Genomic DNA, 21,052 nt, shown 5'->3' on the forward strand with positions numbered 1-21,052 from the left:
TTGCGTCTCTCATGGTCACTTTCAGTAGGGAGCGGGATGCGGGCGGGAAACCGCACACACTTTTCCTCATCCCGCTCAGATCAGGCTCCGAGGCAGGTCTCGGCAAAAATCTTGAAGGCGCGGGCGCGGTGCGACAGGGCCTGCGCATCGCCCGGCTTCCAACCGTGTTTCTCGTCGGCGCTCATTTCGCCGAAAGTGGTCTCGTAGCCCTTCGGCTGGAAGACCGGATCGTAGCCAAAACCCTGGCTGCCGCGCGGCGGCCAGACCACGAAGCCTTCGACCTCGCCACGGAAGAGCTCGACATGGCCGTCCGGCCAGGCAAGGCAGAGCACCGAGACGAAGCGGGCGGCGCGCTCGGAGGGCGTCGTTGCGCCCTTTTCCTGCAGTGCGTTTTCGACCTTCTCCATCGCCATAGCGAAATCACGGCTGCCGTCCTCGCGCTCGGCCCAGTTGGCGGTATAGACGCCGGGCGCACCGTCGAGTGCGTCGATTGAAAGACCGGAATCGTCCGAAAGCGCCGGCAGACCCGAGGCCTTGGCGGAGGCGAGCGCCTTGATGGTGGCGTTCTCCTCGAAGGTGGTGCCGGTTTCGTCGGGCTCGATGAAATTGAGGTCCGCCGCCGACTTCGCCTCGAAGCCGAGCGGGCCGATGAGATCGCGGATTTCGCGGATCTTGCCGGCATTGTGGCTGGCGACGATCAGCGTCTTGTTGTCGAGTTTGCGCATGGTATCTCGTTTCATATTCATTCGATGGACCAGAGGCCCGGCTCCGCACATTCAAGGCTGTTGCCGGCCGGATCGCGGAAGTAGAAGGATCGCGCCCCGTTCGGCCAGCGAAGATCGCTTTCGATCTTGATACCGGCCGCTACCAGTTTCGCTTTCCAGGCGTCGAGCGCCTCGGCGCGCACGCGAAAGCACATGTGTCCCCGGCCGGTCGTGCCATGCGGTGGCACCGGCAGGGTGGCGTCCGGCGCCGGCGGTTTCACCGTCTCGGCCGGATTGAAGATCAAAAGCACGCCTTGGCCGCAGCGGAAGAACACGTGCCGGTTTCCAGCGCGGGTGATCTTCTCAAGGCCGAGAACGCCGCCGTAGAAGGCCTCGGCGGCATCGAGATCGGTCGCGTAGAGCGCAGTCTCGAGTATGCCTTCCAGTGCCGGGGCCATCTTTTCTCCTGTGGTCAGCCTGCAATCGCCTGCTTCTGCAGCGCGACCAGTTCGGCAATGCCGTTCTTTGCCAAGCCCATCAGGCTTGCGAATTCCTCTTCCGAGAACGGCTTGCCTTCGGCCGTGCCCTGGATTTCAACGATGCCGCCGGAGCCGGTCATGACGAAGTTGGCGTCGGTCTCGGCGGCGGAATCTTCGAGGTAATCGAGGTCGATCACGGACTGGTTGGCGAAGATGCCGCAGGAGATGGCGGCGACATGGTCCTTCAGGACCTTCTCGACCTTGACCATGTTGCGCGCTTCCATCCACTTCAGGCAATCGTAGAGAGCGATCCAGGCACCGGTGATCGAGGCCGTGCGCGTGCCGCCATCGGCCTGAATGACGTCGCAGTCGATCGAGATCTGGCGCTCGCCGAGCGCCGGAAGGTCGACGACGGCGCGCAGCGACCGGCCGATCAGGCGCTGGATTTCCTGGGTGCGGCCGCTCTGCTTGCCGTTTGCCGCCTCACGCTTCATGCGCTCGCCGGTGGCGCGCGGCAGCATGCCGTATTCCGCCGTCACCCAACCCTTGCCGCCGTTGCGCAGCCAGGCCGGAACCTTTTCCTCAAGGCTGGCGGTGCACAGCACGTGCGTGTCGCCGAACCGCACCAGACAGGAGCCTTCCGCGTGCTTGGAAAAATTGCGCTCGAAAGAAACCTTGCGCATTTGGTCGGTTTTTCTGCCGGATGGCCGCATCGTCAACTCCTATCGTATCTCGTCAGCCTTCTAGAGCATGGCGCAGGCAAAGGGAACCGGTGGATAGCCGGGGGACCAGTCGATTTTTCCCTTTTGCCATCGGGCGGCAGGATCATTATATTCCGGGCACGGCAGGATGTGCCTGCGAGTGTGGAGTGACATGGTACTGCGCAATCCCGGAGCAAAGGAAATCGCAGCCGCGCTGGATGAGCGCTCGGGCGAAATTTTCCGTCGCATCGTGGAAACCTATCTGACGAGCGGCGAGCCGCTCGGCTCGCGCAATCTGTCGCGGCTCCTGCCGATGTCGCTCTCTCCCGCTTCCGTTCGCAATGTGATGAGCGATCTCGAAGATCTCGGTCTCATCTACTCGCCGCATGTCAGCGCTGGCCGTCTGCCCACCCAGACGGGGCTGCGCTTCTTCGTCGATGCCTTCATGCAGGTCGGCAATCTCTCGGTCGAGGACCGGGCGTCGATCGACCGTCAGGTTCGGCGCGATGATCATATGCAGCCGGTCGATGCGCTGCTGACCGAAGCCAGCCAGATGCTGTCAGGCATGTCACGCGGGGCCGGCCTCGTCATCACCGCCAAGGCCGATCCCGTACTGAAGCATGTCGAGTTCATTCGCCTGGCGCCGACCAAGGCGCTGGCCGTTCTCGTCGGCGAGCACGACCAGGTGGAAAACCGCATCGTCGAGCTGCCCGCCGGGGTCACCAGCTCGCAGCTCACCGAAGCCGCGAATTTCCTCAACGCCCATCTTGCCGGCCAGACGATCGGCGAGGTGCGCGCTCAGCTTGAAACGGTGAAGCGGACGGTGCGCGGCGAACTCGACGCGCTGTCGCAAGACCTCGTCGAGCGCGGTCTCGCCATCTGGTCGGGCAATGAAGGCGACGAGAAGCCGGCGCGGTTGATCGTGCGCGGCCGTGCCAATCTGCTCGAAGGGCTGGAGGGGGCCGAGGATATCGATCGGCTGCGCATGCTCTTCGACGACCTCGAAAAGAAGGACAGCCTGATCGAGCTGCTCGATCTTGCCGAGAGCGGTCCGGGCGTCCGGATCTTCATCGGCTCGGAAAACAAGCTCTTCTCGCTCTCCGGCTCCTCGCTGATCGTCGCGCCCTATCGCGATGGCGAGGATCGCATCGTCGGCGCGGTCGGCGTCATCGGGCCGACGCGGCTCAACTACTCCCGCATCGTGCCGATGGTCGATTATACCGCGCAGCTGATGTCGAGGCTTTCCCGCTAAAGGCGGGCTTTTAGTCGCTGCATGTCTCCTTAAATCGACCTCGATCAAGGACAAAGACATGCAGCAAATCAAAGTGTTACAGCGACCTTTGCGCGTCTGATAAGTCGCGCGGCGCTGTAGGAGCGCGATTGGACCCTTGATTTTTCGGCCCCAAACCTCGATATCGGCTTCAAATCCAGTCACAGCGCATTTTTGCTGACACGCAGGCTCGCGCTTGCGGCGTGGAAATGCGAAGGACGATAGAGACGACACTGCGGAGAACGTCATGACCGACGATACGAACAAGCACGGACCCGAGGCCACCGACGAGGTATTCGATGCCGCGCCCGATGTTGCCGACGCCGCTGAAGCTGCGCCGGTTGCCGAGCCCGATCCGTTGGAGCTCGCGAGAGCCGAGAGCGCCGAGCTGCGTGACAAGTACCTTCGACTTGCCGCCGAGATGGACAACCTGCGCCGCCGCACCGAACGCGACGTGAAGGATGCGAAGTCCTATTCCGTCGCCGGCTTCGCCCGCGACATGCTCGCCGTTTCGGATAACCTGCGCCGCGCCCTCGATGCCATTCCGGCAGAGGCCAGGGAAGCAGGCGAGGCTGGCCTCACCGCCCTGATCGAGGGCGTGGAAATGACCGAGCGCTCGATGCTTTCAGCGCTTGAGCGCCACGGCGTCAAGAAGCTTGAGCCGGAAGGCCAGAAGTTCGACCCGAACTTCCATCAGGCAATGTTCGAGATTCCCAATGCGGACGTGCCCAACAACACGGTGTTGCAGGTCGTTCAAGCCGGCTACGTGATCGGTGACCGTGTTCTGCGTCCGGCCATGGTCGGCGTCTCCAAGGGCGGACCGAAGGTCGTGGCCGGCGAAAACGGTGACGCACCGACTGCCTGATCCAACTGATCAGAGTTTAAAGAAACGCCGCGCGAAGTTCGCGCGGCGTTTTTGTTTTGAGCGGCGTCAGCCGCAAACGCTATCCGAAAAGCTGGTGCAGGTGATCGTTGAGGAAGCGGCCCTCCGGATCGACCTTGGCCCTCAGCGCCCGGAAATCGCCTGCACGGGGATAGAGCGCCGTCACATCCTCGGCGCCGAGGAAATGCAGCTTGCCCCAATGCGGCCGTGAGCCGTACTGCCGCAGGATCGTATCGACATCCCTCAGGTAGTCCCAATAATCGGTTCCCGGCTCGCCCGAGACCGAGAGCGTGATCGAGTCCTGCTCGAAGAAGGGGCTGATCCAGCCGGTGTCTCCGGCGGTGAAACGGTACTCGATCGGATAGATGCAGGTCGGGTGCTTTTCCAGCATCAGCTTGCGCACCGCCTTCACCGCATCCTTGCCGTGGGCGACGGGCACCGCATATTCGAGTTCGTGGAAATTCGGCACGTATTCGATCGGATAGATCTCGGAGGAATATGCGATCTTCTCGAAGCGGCGCTCCGTCGGTGCTTCCTCGGTGATGTCGATCACCTTCATCTCGCAGACGTCGGAGGTGCTGTCTGTGGTCGAGACCGATGCGGTGTCCGGCAGGCAATAGCAATGCCGGCTCTCGGGCACTGGGCACCAGAAAAAGCCGAAGTGGCGGTGTTTGGCGGCCAGTTCGTCGTGCTGTTCGATCATTTCGTCGAAGGTGCAGCGCCAGAGCCTTTCATGCAGATTGTAGCTGTCCATCGCCTGCAGCGTGATCTCCGAGATCACACCAAGCATGCCGACCGATACCCGCGCCGCCTCGAGCAGATCCGGTGTCGTCTCGTCGACAACGAGAATGCTCCCATCCGGCTGCACCAGGCGCATGCCGACGATCTGCGAGGCCATGTTGCCGAGCTTGGCGCCGGTCCCATGCGTCCCGGTCGTCAGCGCGCCAGCCAACGCCTGGCTGTCGATGTCGCCCTGATTGATCAGCGACAGGCCGTTGGATTTCAGCACCTTGCCGAGCTGATTGATGGTGGTACCCGCCTTCACCGCGACGCGCTTGCGCGCGTAGTCGATGCCGACGACACCCTGCATGTTGGAGAGCGTCAGCTGCAGCCCGCTGGTCAGCGCCACCGGCGTGAAGGAATGGCCGGAGCCGGCGCAGCGCACGTTCAGCCCTTGCGACGTCGCCTCGCGCACCATTTCGGCAAGAGCTGCCTCGCTCTCCGGCGCGCCGCGATGACGCACGATGCATGATTGGTTTCCGACCCAGTTGCGCCAGTGGCCACCTGCCTGAAGCATTTTCCCCTCCCTCAAACCGCGGTGAAGCAATTGTCGACGAACAGATGCGTGCCGTTGATGAAGCTCGCCTCATCGCTCGAAAGAAACAGCGCCGCGTTCGCCACCTCTTTCGGGTCGCACATGCGGCCCTGCTGCACGGCGATGGCCGCCTCCGAAACGTCGACCCCGTATTTGCTGAGGCCGACGAGCTCGCGCTTGCCATGATCGGTGGCGATAAAGCCCGGGCAGACGGCATTGCAGCGGATGCCGCGGTCGCGGAACTCGACGGCGATGGCGCGGGCGAACATGTGGCAGGCGCCCTTGGTCGTGTCGTAGAGCACCTCCATCGGCGTTGCCGCCACGGCCGAGATCGACGAGGTGCAGACGATGCTGCCGCCGCCGGCGGAAAGCATGCCGGGCAAAACAGCCTTGGTCATCAGAAACATGCTGCGCACATTGACCGCCATCAGTCGGTCCCATTCGTCTTCCTCGACCTCGAGGAAGGGGCCGACGGCAAGAATGCCGGCGTGATTGAAGAGCACCGTGATGGCGCCGAACGCCGCCTCCACCGCCTTGACGGCCGATGTCACTTCTGCGGATACCGAGACGTCGGCAGGGGCAAAAATCGCCTCGCCGCCATTGGCGCGGATCGATGCCGCGACCTCTTCGCCCTTGCTGCGCGGCAGGTCGACGATACCGACCTTGGCGCCTTCGCGCGCGAAAAGCTCCGACGCCGCCAGGCCGCAGCCTCCCGCGCCACCGCTGATCAGCGCCACCTTGCCTGAAAGCCTGCCTGCCATTGCGCCCTCCTCATCGGCGTTCGCCGCAGTGTTCGCCAAGGGCGACCCGTTTCGCGACGACCTGTTGCTCTCCCGGGGGGAATTATTGTTGACGAAGCAGGGGCTGTCGATATCCCATGGGGGATACGAGGAGCGGGGGGATGAAACCGGAATGCTGGCAAGGGAGTCCGCTGATATTTCGGCGATGATCGGTCTGATCGGCACGCAGGATTTCGGCCAGGCGCTCGACCGGATGCTGCGGTCGTTCACCAGTTTCGACCTCTCCGTCGCCTTTGCCTATCCGTACGATGCCAGGCCGATCGTGCTGCACGACGGCTACACGGCAAAGGTATCGGCGAGCGCGCTTTCCGCCTATCTCGGCGGCGCCTATCTGCTCGATCCCTTCTACGTCGCCTGCTCTGCCGGCCAGCCGGCCGGCCTCTGGCGCATGCGAGAACTCGCGCCGGACCGATTCTTCCAGTCCGACTTCTCGTCGTCCGCCGAGGTTCACCCCTGCGTATCGATGGAATCGGGTGTGCTGGTGGAGGAGGTCGGCTTCGTCATTCCGCTCGACGGTGGCCTGCAGGCGACCTACTCGCTGATGCGCGGCCGCGGCGGCCAGCCTTTCAGCGAGGCCGAACTCGAGCGACTGCGCGTCTATGAGCCGATCGTGCGCGAGGCGGTCCGCTCGAACTGGCGCCAGCACGGCCGGAGCTTTGCGCCGCCGCCCTCCGAAGAGGGCGACAATGTAATGGAAGCGGCGTTCGACAGCCTTTGTTCAGACCGGCTGACGAAGCAGCAGCGCAACATCGTGCGGCTGATCCTTCGGGGACACAGCAACCTTTCGATCGGCAAGGTGATGAACATTGCCGAGGGAACGGTCCGGATCCATCGCAAGAACATCTATCGCCGGCTCGGCATTTCGAGCCAGGGCGCTTTGTTCCGGATTTTCATAGATCATTTGAACGGTCGTCAGCTTTACTGACGCAGGCACTGCGCGTCCGGCGGACGCGCGCCGTTGCTATTTTCAGGCGGCGTGCGAGGTCGCGTCGTCGTCGAGCAGCGTGTAGATCGCGCTGGCGGAATCGCTCGAGCGGATCTTGGCGACCATGTCCTGATCACGCAGGACGCGGGCAATGCGCGACAGGGCCTTGAGGTGATCGGCGCCGGCACCTTCCGGGGCGAGCAGCAGGAAGACGAGGTCGACGGGCTGGTCGTCGAGCGCTTCGAAATCGACAGATGTTTCCAGTCGCGCGAAGATGCCGATGATCGAGGGAAGATTGTTGAGCTTGCCGTGCGGGATGGCGATGCCATTGCCGACACCGGTGGAGCCAAGACGCTCCCGCTGCAGGATCACGTCGAAGATTTCACGCTCGGGAAGCCCGGTGATCTTTGATGCTTTTGCCGCCAATTCCTGGAGGAGCTGCTTTTTCGAGTTGGCCCTCATGGCCGGGATGATCGCATTTTGATGCAGTAGACCTGCCAATGCCATTCTTTTGTCCTCGTTCGCCGGTTAGAGCCGGACAACATCATCATAAATGCGTCGCAATGGCTCTAACCATCTTTGTCATGGCGGGTTCCATGCACAGAAAAGTCACATTTTCCGGCCTGCCCGCTGATTCTGGGCGCGGGGAGTGCCGGCGTGCCGGCACTCCCCTATCCGCTCATGCTTTGATATTGGCAGCGTCAATCCAGCCAATATTTCCATCGTTGCGTCTGTAGACGATATTCAGATCGTCCTTGCCGGGGCTACGGAACATCAGGACGGGTTCATCGGTCATGTCGAGTGCCATCACGGCGCTGGCGACAGACATCGTCCTCAATTGTTTCGTGCTTTCGGCGACGATCGTCGGTGCATAATCCTCGGGGACCTCATCGTCCTCGAACGGCACCGAATCCATCACTGTGTAAGCCACTTCGGCAGCATTCGTACCGTTGCCGTTATGGTGATCCTTCAGCTTCCGCTTGTAGCGGCGCAGACGCTTTTCGATGCGATCCGACGCCGCGTCAAACGCAGCCTGTGGGTCGTTCGCCTGACCGTTCGCCTGCATAACCACGCCCGTATCGAGATGAAGCTTGCAGTCGGCGCTGAAGCGCGGCCCGGATTTTTCCACAGTGACCTGGCTTGAATATCCTCCGTCGAAATATTTGGTAACGGCCTGCTCGATCTGCTCGCCGATGCGAGCTCGAAACGAATCGCCGATTTCCATCTGTTTACCGGATACACGCACACTCATGGAGTTTCCTCTCTCGTTCGTGATTTGCGCAGCCAGTCTATTCCAAGCGGTCCCGTCATCCAAGCCTTTCAGGCTTGCGGGCGCGCCTCTGTCGCAGCTACCGGTCGTACCGGTCCGCTTCCGGGGCGAGCTTGTCCCCGGCAATTGCGGCGGGCTCATATCGCCTGTGTCGGAGAGAGTCAATCGAAGGTCGCAAAAAAGTTAATGCGGCTTAACTTCCGGTGCTCAGAAACCGGCGGCTTTGGCCAGCGCCCGCTTTTCCCGTCGCCGCTGTACGGAGGAGGGGATGCTCATCGCTTCGCGATATTTGGCGACAGTGCGACGGGCAAGGTCGATACCAGCCTTCTTGAGGACATCGACGATATCGTCGTCGGAAAGCACCGCTTCGGCGCTTTCCTCCTGGATCATCGCGCGGATCCGGTGGCGCACGGCTTCCGCCGAATGGCTGTCGCCGCCCTCGGCCGAGCCGATCGAGACGGTGAAGAAATATTTGAGTTCGAACAGCCCGCGCGGCGTCAGCATGTATTTGTTCGAGGTGACGCGGCTGACGGTCGATTCATGCATCTTGATCGCGTCAGCGACGGTCTTGAGGTTCAGCGGCCGTAGGTGACCGATGCCGTTGGCCAGGAACGCGTCCTGCTGGCGAACGATCTCCGTGGCGACCTTCATGATCGTTCGGGCGCGCTGGTCGAGGCTGCGTGTCAGCCAGTTGGCGTTCTGCAGGCATTCGTTGAGGAAGGCTTGGTCGGCACTGTTTTTCTGCGTCCCGCGCGAGACCTTGGCGAAATAGTCCTGGTTGACCAGCACGCGCGGCAGCGCGTCCGGATTGAGTTCGATCATCCAGGAGCCGTCGGGCGCGGCCCGCACGACGATGTCGGGCACGATCGCCTCGCTGACGCTGGTCTCGAAACTGGTTCCGGGCTTCGGATCGAGCTTGCGGATTTCCGCCAGCATGTCGATCAGGTCCTCTTCATCGACGCCGCAGATCTTCTTGAGCGTCGCGAAATCGCGCCGCGCCAGCAGTTCGAGATTGGCGAGCAGTGCCTCCATCGCCGGATCGAGGCGGTCGCGGGCGCGCAACTGGATTGCAAGACATTCGCCAAGCGAACGCGCGAAGACACCGGGCGGATCGAACTGCTGCAGCGTCAGCAATACCCGCACGACATCCGTATGCGCGGCGCCCAGCCGTTCGGCGACTTCGCCAAGGTCCGCCTGGAGATAGCCGGCGTCGTCGAGCTGATCGATAAGGTGCTGCGCGATCAGCCGATCCGAGGGGGCGGGCAGCGCAAATGGCAATTGCTCCGTGAGCGTCTCGCGCAGGCTCTTGCGGCCGGCAACGAAGTCGTCGAGGTCATAGTCTTCGCCTTCACTGCTGCCGGGCATCGATTTCCACTGGCCGAGCAGTTCCGGGGCATCGGCGCGCTGCGGTGTCGTGTCGTCCTGAAAGACATTGGCGAAGTCGGCGTCGAGTTGCTCGCCAAGCCGCTCGCTGGTCGGCGATGTCGCGCTGTCGTAGAGATCGTCCTGCGCGCCGAAGTCGTCGCCGGCAGGCTCGTCCCCGGCTGTGCTCTCGCCGCGCTCCGGCGTGCCTGGCAGATCGTCATTCGCCTGAAATTCGAGCAGCGGGTTCTTTTCGACTTCCTGGGCGATGAACTGATTGAGTTCGAGATGCGTCATCTGCAGCAGCTGGATCGACTGCATCAGCTGTGGCGTCATCACCAGGGACTGGGACTGGCGCAGATGAAGGCTGGCGGACAGTGCCATGCTGACGCGAAACTCCCGAGAAATCTCCTGGGCCGCGGTGTTTCTCCGGTCGCCGGGGTGGCCCTTATCAATTGGCCCAAAAATTGCTTATCGAGAAGGTTTGGTCAAGCGTGGTCGCGGGCGGAATCGCCCGCGAAGCGGTCTCAAAGGCTGAAATTGTCGCCGAGATAGAGCCGGCGCACGTCAGGATTGGTGACGATATCGTTGGCGCGACCATGAGTCAGCACTTCGCCGGCATGGATGATATAGGCGCGGTCGATGAGGCCGAGCGTCTCGCGGACGTTGTGGTCGGTGATCAGCACGCCGATGCCGCGCGAGGTCAGGTGACGGACAAGCGCCTGGATATCGGCGACCGAGATCGGATCGACACCGGCAAAGGGCTCGTCGAGCAACATGAAGGTCGGATCTGTCGCAAGCGCACGGGCGATTTCGAGACGCCGCCGCTCGCCGCCCGAAAGCGCAATCGCGGGGGACTTGCGCAGGTGCGTGATGTTGAACTCGCCGAGCAGGTCGTTGAGCTTGCTCTCGCGCCGCTCCAGGTTCTTGTCATGGACCTCGAGCACGGCGCGGATGTTTTCCTCGACCGTCAGCCCGCGAAAGATCGATGCTTCCTGCGGCAGGTAACCGACGCCAAGACGGGCACGCCGGTACATCGGCATGGTCGTGACGTCGTTGCCATTGATCTCGATCGAGCCTTCGTCGACCGGTACGAGGCCGGTGATCATATAGAAGCAGGTGGTTTTGCCGGCGCCGTTCGGTCCGAGCAGGCCCACGGCTTCGCCGCGCCGCACCACCAGTGAAACGCCGTTGACGACGCGGCGCTCGCGATAGGCCTTCGTCAGGCCGCGCGCGATCAGCGTGCCGTCGTAACGCGCCTTGTCGACCGCGTGTCCGGAAACAACCGCAGCTGTCGCCGACGGCTTGCGGACCCGTTTGCGCTTGTGAAGGAAGGGAAAGTGCACGAGCGATCTACGTCAGTTCTGCTTGCGGGACTTCGGGTCGAGCTGGATCTGCACGCGGCCGCCGCAGGCTTCGAGCTGAGCCTCCCCGGTTTCCATTTGGACGTTGAGCTGGCAGCCGACGAAGACGTTTTTGCCTTCCGACAACACCACCTTTTCGCCCTTCAGCACGAAGACCTGTTTCGTCATGTCGAAGGAACCGGTGTCTGCCGTTGCCTGCTGCGTGCCCGAGCTCAGGAAAACCTTCTGGCTGACCTCGATGCGGTCGATGTCGGCGTCGCCGCTCGAAACCGAGCCGCCGCCGGACTTGTAGTACACCACCATGTTGCCGGCCTGCAGCGTCGTCGTGCCCTGCACGACCTTGACGTTGCCGGTGAAGATCGCCTTGCTCTCCGGATCCTTGATTTCGAGCTTGTCGCTCTCGATCTGGATCGGCTTGTCGTTGGAGAGTTCAAGGCCCTTCATCTTGCTGGATGTGGCCTGCGCCGAAGCGCCGGAGGCAATGATCAAAGCGCCGACACCGGCAATCGCCAGGCTGGCGGAAATCTTGAAAAAAGAGGCGGTTGTGACCGACATGGAGTGCACCGGGTCCTATTTCGCGTTCTTGCGGATGGCGGTGGGCTCGACGTTCACCCTCACCATGCCCTCAAATATTACAATACGTCCCTTATCCGTCATTCGCAGCGTCTGCGCAATGATCGAACCGCCCTTCATGCTGATCGCAACGGGCTGTTTCGTTTCCATCTCGCCGGCATTGATGTCCAGATAGGCCGACTGGAAGTCGGCGTTGATGCCATTATTGACGGAAATGGTGAACGGGGCGTTCATATCGAGCGTATTGGCGCCGCGGTCGTAGATGCCGTTGGTGGCGTCCACCGTCGCGACCATCGAATCCTTCATCGGCATTTCCGCATGGATCGTCTGCAGCGTGATGATGTCAGGATTGGCGATGTCCTGGAGCGCCCGCTGGGCCTTCATCGAATAGCTGATGCCCTGCTTGTTGCGGCCGGAGATGGCCGGATTCTGCATCACGATCTTGCCGTCCTCGATCGTCGCCGTTTCGAGTTGCAGATCGACGGGCATGAAGGCCCGGACGAAGGAAACGGCGGCAAAGATCACCGCGATGACACCGGCGACCACGGGCAGGATGACTTTCAGCCGGCGGACGCGCACGGAGTGTCTCGCGGCGAGCGCATAGGCGTCGGCGGAGCTCTCACCCGTATCGGCAAAAATGCCCGGGGCTGGCGCGTGGTTCAACATGAAAGGGCCTGTCGGTTCTACTGCTTTTATCGCTGAACCCATCAAGGGGTCATATACATACAATGGTGTAAGTCGTCGCAAATATGGATATTTTTTGCTGCTGCACAATGGCGCTGCAAAAAAACTGGGGTGAAGCACGAAAACGCCAGCCGCGGCTTTCAACCGTGGCCAAGCGCGTTTATGGAATATGCCTCTGCGCGCGCAGATAGCACGTTCCCGCGGAAACTGACAGAAGCTGCGCCAACAATTCGGGAGAAACCCACATGGACGAACTCGCCATCGCCGATCGCCGCAGCCTGCGCCGGAAACTCAGTTTCTGGCGCTTTGTGGTGGCGGGGCTGCTTCTTGTGGCAGCGCTCGCGATCTTTGTCTGGTCGGGCGCTGCGGACGATGTCGGCCGCACTCGTCAGCACGTGGCTCGCGTCACCATTAGTGGTCTGATCCAGGACGACCGGGAGCTTCTCGATCGCCTCCAGAAGATCGCCGACAACGACAGCGTCAAAGCACTGGTCGTCACCATTTCGTCCCCGGGCGGCACCACCTATGGCGGCGAAGTGATCTACAAGGCGATCCGCAAGGTTGCCGCCAAGAAGCCCGTTGTCTCCGATGTGCGCACGCTCGCCGCTTCTGCGGGTTACATGATTGCGCTCGCAGGCGACACGATCGTCGCGGGCGAAAGCTCGATCACCGGCTCCATCGGTGTCATCTTCCAGTATCCGCAGATCAAGGACCTGATGGACAAGCTCGGCGTGTCGCTGGAATCGATCAAGTCGCGGCCGCTGAAGGCGGAGCCGTCGCCCTTCCATCCGGCGAGCGACGAGGCGAAGGCGATGATCCAGTCGATGATCGATGACAGCTATGCCTGGTTTGTCGACCTGGTTGCCGAGCGCCGCAAGCTTCAGCGCCCCGAGGCGCTGCTGCTCGCCGACGGCCGCATTTTCACCGGCCGCCAGGCGCTGAAGGCGAAGCTCGTCGACACGCTTGGCGGCGAGGACGAAATTCGCGCCTTTCTGACGGAGAAAAAGGTATCGAAGGACCTGCCGATCGTCGATTGGGAAGCACCGCGCAAGACCCTGCCTTTTGGCCTCGGCGCGCTGGTCGGCAACTGGATCAAGATGTTGGGATATGACGCTTTTCCGGCAATGAGCGGCCTCGAAAAAATTGCGGGCGACAAGTTGTTTCTTGACGGTCTTGTTTCCGTTTGGCAGGTTGATGGCCAATGAGGAAGGCGACATATACCCAGCCTGAGCCGTGAGGAGTTGGCGGCGTTTTTGCAAGCGTCGTCGATATTCTTGCAGCAATCACAATGCAGACCGAAAAAGCAAAACAAACAAGAATTTGAGGGGGCGACAGTGATCAAGTCAGAACTGGTGCAGATTGTTGCAGCTCGCAATCCGCATCTCTATCACCGCGATGTCGAAAACATCGTCAATGCGGTTCTCGATGAGATCACGGACGCGCTCGCGTCAGGCAACCGGGTCGAACTGCGCGGCTTCGGTGCCTTCTCCGTCAAGAACCGGCCGTCGCGTTCCGGGCGCAACCCGCGCACCGGCGATTCCGTCTTCGTCGAGGAAAAGTGGGTGCCGTTCTTCAAAACCGGCAAGGAATTGCGCGAGCGCCTTAATCCCGGCATGAATGGTGACGACGAAGACTGATCGTCTTTCTCGGTCTCAGCGGCCTGGCGCAATGGACGCCCGTCGTCCCGCGTGGCCAACGGAAACCACGCGGCCGCTCGCAAGCTGGAGCGCTTGAATGTTCAAGAAACTGATCAATATCGTTGTTCTCATTCCGGTTGGCGTGATCCTGATCGTTCTCAGCGTCGCCAATCGCCAGAGCGTGACGCTGGCACTGAACCCTTTCCGTCCGGAAGACAGCGTGCTTTCGGTCAGCGCGCCCTTCTTCGTCTTCCTGTTCCTTGCCGTCATCGTCGGCATGATCCTCGGTGCGGCAGCGACCTGGTTCAGCCAGGGCAAGTACCGTCGCCGTGCGCGCACCGAGGCGAACGAAGCGGTGAAGTGGCATCGCGAAGCCGAGAAGCATCGCAGCCAGGCTGAAAAGCTCGCCACTCAGGCAACGTTGGCTGCCCCTCAGAACTGAACGCTTGACTTGACGCTGCGGAGTGGCGAGCCGTTCAGCTCGCCGCTTCCGCGGTACCGCTGACGGCGGCGCCGAAGTCGGTGAAGAACTGCTGGGCCAGCTTCTTTGCGGTCGAATCGATGAGGCGCGAGCCGAGCTGGGCGAGCTTGCCGCCGATCTCTGCCTTGACGTCGTAACGCAGCACCGTGTCTGCGCCATCCTCCGTCAAGGTGACGTCGGCGCCCCCCTTGGCAAAGCCGGCGATCCCGCCCTTTCCTTCGCCCGAGATCGTGTAGCCCTCTGGTGGATTGAGATTGGAGAGCATGACGTTGCCGGTGAAGGAGGCAGAGACCGGGCCGATCTTGATCTTCACAACCGCTGCAAGCTCGGTCGGCGACGTCATCTCCAGCGACTGACAGCCGGGGATGCACCGTTTCAGGATTTCCGGATCGTTGAGGCCGCGCCACACCGCGTCGCGCCCAGCCGAAATCCGCTCTTCGCCGGTCATGTCCATGCGCTTTCCTCCCATTGCAGTTCCGCGCATCGGCATCGACGCGCCAAGGTCGCTGTAACACACTAGGCCTGCTGCAGAATTTTGTCCCCAAGCCGGTTCCGGCCCAAGGAAATTCGCGGCGGGTTCTCCCGCGCCGATCTTCGCAAAACGGAAACGACTTTGCCAAGTGCATCAGCGATGCTATTTGCACCTTCAATAGATGCCGCGGCTGAAGGCTGCGGCGACAAACCTCATGGCGTCCGCCGGCTCGCGCTCGACACTGCGAAGGGCAGGCGGCACATGCACTAACAAGTCCAGGGATCTCAGCGTGAAGGAAAAGGACCGGCGGTCGAAGAATGCCTCCGTGACGACGGCCAAGGGCCGCGGCGCCGAGGCGCGTGGCGGCGGTCGCCACGAGCAGAAGCGTCCGGCACCGCCGAAGGGCGGCGGCTTCAAGGAACGGCCGGCTCGCCCGGCGGAAGCGCAGGCCGCCGAGACACGCGACAGGCCCGCCAAGCAGGCACCCGTGCAGGAAACACCTGTACGGGCGATCGCCCGGCGAACCGGCGAAAAGCCGGCCGAGCGCGTGCCGCTCATTCTCGAGACCGTGGGCGCTTCCGGCTACCATCTGATCGACAGCGGCGCCGGCGAGAAGCTCGAACAATACGGTCCCTATCGCATCGTGCGTCCCGAGGCGCAGGCGCTCTGGCCGCGCAGCCTGGCGGACGGCGTCTGGGAAAAAGCCGACGCGATTTTCACCGGCGACACCGACGAGGACGGCATGGGCCGCTGGCGCTTTCCGGGCGCCGTGCTCGGCGAAACCTGGCCGATGCAGCTTCTCGGAACCGATTTCCACGGCCGCTTCACCTCGTTCCGCCATGTCGGCGTCTTCCCCGAACAGCTCGCGCACTGGAGCTGGGTCAAGGACCAGGTGCAAGCTGCAGGGCGGCCGCTCAAGGTTCTGAACCTCTTCGGCTATACCGGGGTCGCCTCGCTGATCGCCGCCAGGGCCGGCGCCGAGGTCACCCATGTCGACGCTTCGAAGAAGGCGATCGGCTGGGCACGCGAGAACCAGCAGCTGGCGCGGGCCGACAAGCTGCCGATCCGCTGGATCTGCGACGACGCAATGAAGTTCATCCAGCGCGAAGAGCGCCGCGGCAGCCGCTACGACATCATTCTGACCGACCCGCCGAAGTTCGGCCGTGGTCCGAATGGCGAGGTCTGGCAGCTTTTTGATCACCTGGCGGCGATGCTCGACATCTGCCGCGAGATCCTCTCGCCGGAGGCGCGCGGCCTGGTGCTGACCGCCTATTCCATCCGGGCGAGCTTCTATTCGATCCATGAACTGATGCGCGAGACGATGCGCGGCCGCGGCGGCCGGGTGGAATCGGGCGAGCTCATCATCCGCGAGGGCGGGCTTGACGGACGCGAGCCGGGCAGGGCGCTTTCGACCTCTCTCTTCAGCCGCTGGGTACCGCAATGACGAACGACAGAAGCGAACACGGCGCCGGTCGTGTGGGTCAGGTAAAGGAGGTCACGAGCCTCACCAACCCGATCATCAAGGATATCCGCGCGCTGGCACAGAAGAAGCATCGCGACGAGACGCGGTCCTTCATGGCCGAAGGCCTGAAGCTGGTGATCGACGCGCTCGATCTCGGCTGGAAGATCAAGACGCTGATCTATGCCAAGGCGGCCAAGGGCAAGCCGCATGTGGAGCAGGTGGCGGCGAAGACCTTCGCCAAGGGTGGTCTGGTGCTCGAGGTCAGCGAGAAGGTGCTGACGACGATCACCCGGCGCGACAATCCTCAGATGGTCGTCGGTATCTTCGAGCAGCGCTACCAGGCGCTAAAGGATCTGAAGCCGCAACTGGGAGAAACCTATGTGGCGCTGGACCGGGTGCGCGATCCCGGCAACCTCGGCACGATCATCCGCACGGCCGATGCCGCCGGTGCCTCCGGCATCATTCTCGTCGGCGAGACCACCGACCCGTTTTCGCTTGAAACCGTGCGCGCCACCATGGGCTCGGTCTTCGCGATGCCGGTGGCACGCGCCAGCGTGGACGACTTCATCCGCTGGCAGAAATCCGCCGGCGTGAAGGTGGTTGCCACCCATCTCGCCGGCGCCGTCGATTACCGCACCATCGATTACAAGTCGAAGCCCGTGGTGATCCTTATGGGCAACGAACAGGCGGGTCTGCCGGAGGAGCTTGCCCGTGAGGCAGGTGCGCTCGCACGCATCCCGCAGGCCGGACGCGCCGATTCACTCAACCTTGCGATCGCTACCGGCATCATGCTGTTCGAGGCGCGCCGTCATCTGCTGACGCTGGACGCCCGCGCATGAGCGAGAGGCAGGTTCTGTTTTCGCGGCCGCTGCCGATCGCGGTCTTCATCCTTCTCGCGCTCATCGCCGATCAGTTGATCAAGTATCTGGTCGAGATCTACCTGCCCTTCAATCAGGCGGTCCACGTCGTGCCGATGCTGGCGCTTTACCGTACCTACAACTATGGCGTCGCCTTCTCGATGCTGTCGGGCATGGAAGGCTGGTTCATCGTCGGCATGCGGCTTGCCGTCGTCGCTTTCGTGCTCTGGCTCTGGAAGCGCACGCCGAAGGACCGGTTCTTTGCGCATTTCGGCTACGCGCTGATCATCGCCGGCGCACTCGGCAACCTCGTCGACCGGCTGATCTTCGGCTACGTGATCGACTACATCCTTTTCTATACCGAAACATGGTCCTTCGCCGTCTTCAATCTGGCCGATACCTTCATCACCATCGGCGCCGGAGCCATCATCCTTGACGAACTGCTGCACGCGAAAAAGGCCGATCGTTAAGATTTTACCGGTGCATTGAAGCCATTCGGAACGCTTGTCGTGTTAGCCGGATTGCATGAGCGAACCGTCACGATTGCTGGAGCGGATCGAATCCGGCTTCCGGACAGGAAGCCGGACGGGTGACGCGCCGCCGGTGGCTCCGCTCCCTGTCGAGGTATCGCCTCCGGCTCACGAGCAGGAAGCACCCGTCAAGGGCAAGCGCCATGCGGTCAATCAGGCGTCGCTGGCATTGCTCGGCCTTGTCGCCTCCGGTCTCATTCTCGTCATCGGCATGAGCGCCGGCTTTTACCTGTTTTCCGCAGCGATTGCGGCGGCAGGCTCTGTCGGCGTGTTCCTGCTCGTCGTCGAAGCCATACGGTCGTTCGATGGCAGGCAGGCAGGCGACGAAGCGGACCGGGATCGCGATTGGCATCGCTCCGAGACGTCGGCGTTGCTCTCGACCATTCACGATGCGCTGGGTGACCTCGCGATCATGCGCGGCATGGACGGAAAGATCGTTCATGCCAACGCGGTCTTCCATCAGGTCTGCGGCCACTCCGATGTCCACGGCCTCGATTGCGCGGCGCTTGGCCTGAGCTTCGAGCCAAAGGCTGCGCCCAATCACTATCTGGTCCGGATTGCCGCATCGGACGGCGTGCGCCTTTACGACTGGCACGACGTGATCGCCCGCGATCCGGCAAGTGGCAGGCTCATGCGCCACAGCATCGCGCGCGACGTCACCGAGGAGGCCGCGGCGGCGCGTGAGCGCGAAGCGGCGCGCCGGCGGGCAGAGGAGGCGAGCAAGGCGAAGTCGAGGCTTCTCGCCACAGTCAGCCATGAGATCCGTACGCCGCTTTCCGGCATCCTCGGCGTGAGCCACCTGCTCGGCCAGACCCGGCTGTCGAGCGAGCAGAAGAACTACCTCGCCGGCATGCAGCAGTCCGGCCATGCGCTGGTCCAGCTCGTCGAGGACCTGATCGATTTCTCGTCGCTGTCGGCCGGTCGCTTCCAGTTTCGCCCGACCCGACAGGATCCGCGTGGCGTCATCGAGAGCGTGGTGGAAATGCTCTCCAACCGGGCGCATGAGAAAGGCATCGAGATCGGTGCCACGGTCGCCGTCGATGTGCCCGCTGAGATGGCCTTCGATGCGGCGCGCCTGCGCCAGGTGCTCTTCAACGTGATCGGCAATGCGGTGAAGTTCACCGAGGTCGGCGGCGTCTTTGTCGGCGCCGATACGGTCGACGAATGCGTGCGGATCCGGATCGACGACACCGGTCCGGGCATGTCGCCTGACGACCTGAAGCGCATTTTCGAGGAGTTCGAGCAGGCCGGAAACGACGAACAGCGGGCGAAGGGCACCGGCCTTGGCCTCGCCATCTCCCGCAGGATCATGCAGGCCTGCGGTGGCAGCCTTACGGCCGCAAGCGCGCCGGGACGCGGCAGCCGTTTCGAAATTCGTCTGCCATTTGCCGAGATCGAGGCGGTCGCACCGGAGCGCCGGTCGTGCCTTGCGGGCTCGCATGTCCTGGTGATGGCGCCCGATGGTCCGGCCTCGGCGGCGCTCGCCGCGACGATCGCGACACTCGGCGGGCGGTGCCATCGTGCCACCACGCTTGCCGCGGCCCAGCATGTCCTTGCGGACGTGCTCGCCGGCGGCGCGCCGCTGACGGACGTGATCGTCGACCACCGCCATGCCCAGCAATACAAGCAGCTTCTTTCCCTGCAGCCGTCCGTTGCACGGCTGGAGGTGCGGCGCACCTATCTGATCAATCCGGAGGAGCGCAACAGCCACCCCGTCAACCAGATGGACGGCTACGAGGCATGGCTGATCCGGCCGCTGCGCGAAAAGTCCCTGGTCGAGGTGCTGCTCGGTCGCCTGAAGGGTATCGAGAAACGCGACGCGATCAACGACAACCGGCCCGTTCTGCGAGAGGAGCCTGCGACCACGCCTGTTTACAACAGGGCGAATGGGATCCTGCTGGCCGAAGACGATCCGGTCAACGCGCTGATCGTTCGCACCGTGCTCCAGCGCTCGGGGTATTCGGTCCGCCTTGTCAGCGACTTCGGCGCCGTTGCTGAGGCCCTGCATGCGCCCGGCCAGCGCTCGCTTCCGGAGCTGCTGGTGACCGATCTCAACATGCCGGGTGGCGACGGCCTTTCGCTGCTGCAGCACCTGCGCGCCGATGAGGCCGCGCGATCCGCGCCCCGGCTGCCCGTCATCGTCCTGACGTCGGATGTTCGTGCCGACATGCGCGAAAGGCTGATGGGCGCCGGCGCCGACTTCGTGTTGTCGAAGCCCGCCGATCCGCAGCTGCTGACATCGGAGATCGCCCGCCTGCTGCGCGAACGGTAACTTCGGCAGTGGTAACCGTAACCATCGGGGCGTGGGGGTTGTATGCCGCTTTCATGTCACTATGTTGTTGCAGAAACGTGGTCTAAGCCCGGCAGATAGAATTGATTCGGGATGACGCGGATGGCCATCGAGCTACTGGATTCAGCGAACGTGGTTGACACTTCTCAGGCTTGCATCGGCAAGAAGGCTGCCGCCCCGACGACTGACGTTCTTGGCAGGATCGCCAATCTCGAGACGCGCCTGGCACGGACGGCATCGGAGATCGATGCCGCCCAGGCCGTACGCTACAAGGTTTTCGTCGAAGAGATGAATGCGCAGGTTGGCGCCGAAGCCGACCGCCGCAAGCGCGACATCGACAGCTGGGACGCGATCTGCGATCACCTTCTGGTTCTCGATACCTCGATCGAGGGCGATGCCGAGGATCAGATCGTCGGCACCTATCGCTTGCTCCGCCAGGACGTGGCCGAGCGCTCGGGCGGTTTCTACTCGGCTTCCGAATTTGCCATCGACCAGCTTCTCGCTCGCCATCCGACCAAGCGCTTCATGGAACTCGGCCGTTCCTGCGTGTTGCCGGACTACCGTACCAAGCGGACGGTGGAACTGCTTTGGCAGGGAAACTGGGCCTACGCACTCAAATACGGCATGGACGCCATGTTCGGCTGCGGTTCGTTCCCCGGCGTGGTGCCGGCCGAGCATGCGCTGGCGCTTTCCTTCCTGCATCACAACATCCGCGCCCGTGACGAATGGGCCGTGAGCGCACGTCCGGAACTGCATCGGACCATGGATTTGATGCCGGCCGAGGCGATCAATGCGAAAAAGGCGCTCGGCGCCCTGCCGCCGCTGATCAAGGGCTATATGCGTCTGGGCGCAATGGTCGGCGACGGCGCGGTGGTCGATCATGCATTCCGCACGACGGATGTTTTGATCGTGCTGCCGATCAGCAATATCTCCGGCCGTTATCTCAATTATTACGGCGCAGACGCAGGGCGGTTCGCGACCTCCGTCTCCTGA

At 62.6% G+C, this 21,052-nt stretch carries 23 protein-coding genes; 11 read left to right on the forward strand and 12 right to left on the reverse strand.

Features of this window, described 5'->3' with window-relative positions; translation table 11 throughout:
• Positions 1 to 80: 80 nt before the first annotated feature.
• Genes rdgB through rph form a run of 3 tightly spaced genes read right to left on the reverse strand, consistent with a single transcriptional unit; the run spans position 81 to position 1,896 of the window.
• A complete protein-coding gene (gene rdgB, locus ACTJKM_RS16510) occupies positions 81 to 725 on the reverse strand; it encodes an RdgB/HAM1 family non-canonical purine NTP pyrophosphatase (protein WP_057247983.1) in 645 nt (214 codons plus the stop codon).
• A 17-nt stretch (positions 726 to 742) separates the two neighbouring features.
• Positions 743 to 1,162, reverse strand: a complete 420-nt coding sequence (locus ACTJKM_RS16515) for a VOC family protein (protein WP_058329102.1) — start codon at positions 1,160 to 1,162, stop codon at positions 743 to 745.
• A 14-nt stretch (positions 1,163 to 1,176) separates the two neighbouring features.
• Entirely contained in the window at positions 1,177 to 1,896 is a 720-nt protein-coding gene (rph, locus tag ACTJKM_RS16520) for a ribonuclease PH (RefSeq protein ID WP_057247985.1), read from the reverse strand.
• A gap of 160 nt (positions 1,897 to 2,056) precedes the next feature.
• Here rph and hrcA point away from each other — a divergent pair, with 160 nt between their 5' ends.
• Positions 2,057 to 3,136 (forward strand): heat-inducible transcriptional repressor HrcA, encoded by a 1,080-nt coding sequence (gene hrcA, locus ACTJKM_RS16525; RefSeq protein WP_058329101.1) that lies wholly within the window; start codon positions 2,057 to 2,059, stop codon positions 3,134 to 3,136.
• 265 nt (positions 3,137 to 3,401) lie between these two features.
• Entirely contained in the window at positions 3,402 to 4,019 is a 618-nt protein-coding gene (grpE, locus tag ACTJKM_RS16530) for a nucleotide exchange factor GrpE (protein ID WP_058329100.1), read from the forward strand.
• Between the two features lie 79 nt (positions 4,020 to 4,098).
• On the opposite strand, the gene ACTJKM_RS16535 is transcribed toward grpE, so the two are convergent.
• Together ACTJKM_RS16535 and ACTJKM_RS16540 are read right to left on the reverse strand one after the other, a co-directional pair.
• On the reverse strand, positions 4,099 to 5,334 hold the full coding sequence (locus tag ACTJKM_RS16535; RefSeq protein ID WP_057247988.1) for a D-arabinono-1,4-lactone oxidase: 1,236 nt from the start codon (positions 5,332 to 5,334) through the stop codon (positions 4,099 to 4,101).
• Between the two features lie 11 nt (positions 5,335 to 5,345).
• Positions 5,346 to 6,113 carry an SDR family NAD(P)-dependent oxidoreductase gene (locus ACTJKM_RS16540; RefSeq protein ID WP_057247989.1) on the reverse strand — a complete coding sequence of 256 codons (768 nt, stop codon included), beginning with the start codon at positions 6,111 to 6,113 and terminating at the stop codon, positions 5,346 to 5,348.
• A gap of 151 nt (positions 6,114 to 6,264) precedes the next feature.
• Between ACTJKM_RS16540 and ACTJKM_RS16545 the strand changes: the two genes are divergently transcribed.
• The gene (locus tag ACTJKM_RS16545) at positions 6,265 to 7,077 is read left to right on the forward strand and encodes a helix-turn-helix transcriptional regulator (protein WP_057247990.1); all 813 of its coding nucleotides are present in this window, start codon (positions 6,265 to 6,267) and stop codon (positions 7,075 to 7,077) included.
• A 42-nt stretch (positions 7,078 to 7,119) separates the two neighbouring features.
• Here ACTJKM_RS16545 and ptsN read toward each other — a convergent pair whose 3' ends face one another.
• From ptsN to lptC, 6 genes are all read right to left on the reverse strand, one after another.
• Positions 7,120 to 7,584, reverse strand: coding sequence for a PTS IIA-like nitrogen regulatory protein PtsN (gene ptsN, locus ACTJKM_RS16550; protein WP_057247991.1), 465 nt, complete (start codon positions 7,582 to 7,584; stop codon positions 7,120 to 7,122).
• A gap of 172 nt (positions 7,585 to 7,756) precedes the next feature.
• The gene (hpf, locus tag ACTJKM_RS16555) at positions 7,757 to 8,329 is read right to left on the reverse strand and encodes a ribosome hibernation-promoting factor, HPF/YfiA family (protein WP_057247992.1); all 573 of its coding nucleotides are present in this window, start codon (positions 8,327 to 8,329) and stop codon (positions 7,757 to 7,759) included.
• A 225-nt stretch (positions 8,330 to 8,554) separates the two neighbouring features.
• Positions 8,555 to 10,093, reverse strand: coding sequence for an RNA polymerase factor sigma-54 (rpoN, locus tag ACTJKM_RS16560; RefSeq protein ID WP_057247993.1), 1,539 nt, complete (start codon positions 10,091 to 10,093; stop codon positions 8,555 to 8,557).
• Between the two features lie 143 nt (positions 10,094 to 10,236).
• The gene (lptB, locus tag ACTJKM_RS16565) at positions 10,237 to 11,055 is read right to left on the reverse strand and encodes an LPS export ABC transporter ATP-binding protein (RefSeq protein WP_057247994.1); all 819 of its coding nucleotides are present in this window, start codon (positions 11,053 to 11,055) and stop codon (positions 10,237 to 10,239) included.
• Between the two features lie 12 nt (positions 11,056 to 11,067).
• Positions 11,068 to 11,628, reverse strand: a complete 561-nt coding sequence (locus ACTJKM_RS16570; RefSeq protein WP_057247995.1) for an LptA/OstA family protein — start codon at positions 11,626 to 11,628, stop codon at positions 11,068 to 11,070.
• A 15-nt stretch (positions 11,629 to 11,643) separates the two neighbouring features.
• Positions 11,644 to 12,312 carry an LPS export ABC transporter periplasmic protein LptC gene (gene lptC, locus ACTJKM_RS16575; protein ID WP_057247996.1) on the reverse strand — a complete coding sequence of 223 codons (669 nt, stop codon included), beginning with the start codon at positions 12,310 to 12,312 and terminating at the stop codon, positions 11,644 to 11,646.
• 263 nt (positions 12,313 to 12,575) lie between these two features.
• Between lptC and sppA the strand changes: the two genes are divergently transcribed.
• From sppA to ACTJKM_RS16590, 3 genes are all read left to right on the forward strand, one after another.
• A complete protein-coding gene (sppA, locus tag ACTJKM_RS16580; protein WP_057247997.1) occupies positions 12,576 to 13,535 on the forward strand; it encodes a signal peptide peptidase SppA in 960 nt (319 codons plus the stop codon).
• A gap of 129 nt (positions 13,536 to 13,664) precedes the next feature.
• Positions 13,665 to 13,967, forward strand: coding sequence for an integration host factor subunit beta (locus ACTJKM_RS16585; RefSeq protein WP_057247998.1), 303 nt, complete (start codon positions 13,665 to 13,667; stop codon positions 13,965 to 13,967).
• 97 nt (positions 13,968 to 14,064) lie between these two features.
• Entirely contained in the window at positions 14,065 to 14,409 is a 345-nt protein-coding gene (locus ACTJKM_RS16590; protein WP_058323665.1) for a hypothetical protein, read from the forward strand.
• 34 nt (positions 14,410 to 14,443) lie between these two features.
• Here the strand turns inward: ACTJKM_RS16590 and ACTJKM_RS16595 are convergent, their stop codons facing one another.
• Complete coding sequence (locus ACTJKM_RS16595; protein ID WP_058329099.1) at positions 14,444 to 14,902, reverse strand: SRPBCC family protein; 459 nt, start codon at positions 14,900 to 14,902, stop codon at positions 14,444 to 14,446.
• Positions 14,903 to 15,209: 307 nt separating this feature from the next.
• Here ACTJKM_RS16595 and ACTJKM_RS16600 point away from each other — a divergent pair, with 307 nt between their 5' ends.
• The 5 genes from ACTJKM_RS16600 (at position 15,210) to ACTJKM_RS16620 (ending at position 21,052) form a co-directional block, all read left to right on the forward strand.
• Entirely contained in the window at positions 15,210 to 16,364 is a 1,155-nt protein-coding gene (locus tag ACTJKM_RS16600; RefSeq protein WP_058329134.1) for a class I SAM-dependent rRNA methyltransferase, read from the forward strand.
• Positions 16,361 to 17,221, forward strand: a complete 861-nt coding sequence (locus tag ACTJKM_RS16605) for a TrmH family RNA methyltransferase (protein WP_057248001.1) — start codon at positions 16,361 to 16,363, stop codon at positions 17,219 to 17,221. The genes ACTJKM_RS16600 and ACTJKM_RS16605 overlap by 4 nt, the downstream gene beginning before the upstream one ends.
• Entirely contained in the window at positions 17,218 to 17,709 is a 492-nt protein-coding gene (gene lspA, locus ACTJKM_RS16610) for a signal peptidase II (RefSeq protein ID WP_057248002.1), read from the forward strand. The genes ACTJKM_RS16605 and lspA overlap by 4 nt, the downstream gene beginning before the upstream one ends.
• A 55-nt stretch (positions 17,710 to 17,764) precedes the next feature.
• On the forward strand, positions 17,765 to 20,041 hold the full coding sequence (locus tag ACTJKM_RS16615) for a hybrid sensor histidine kinase/response regulator (RefSeq protein WP_057248003.1): 2,277 nt from the start codon (positions 17,765 to 17,767) through the stop codon (positions 20,039 to 20,041).
• A gap of 120 nt (positions 20,042 to 20,161) precedes the next feature.
• Positions 20,162 to 21,052, forward strand: coding sequence for a GNAT family N-acetyltransferase (locus ACTJKM_RS16620; RefSeq protein ID WP_057248004.1), 891 nt, complete (start codon positions 20,162 to 20,164; stop codon positions 21,050 to 21,052).

The sequence above is a fragment of the Ensifer sp. 22460 genome, from assembly GCF_052044935.1.
Taxonomy (GTDB): domain Bacteria; phylum Pseudomonadota; class Alphaproteobacteria; order Rhizobiales; family Rhizobiaceae; genus Ensifer.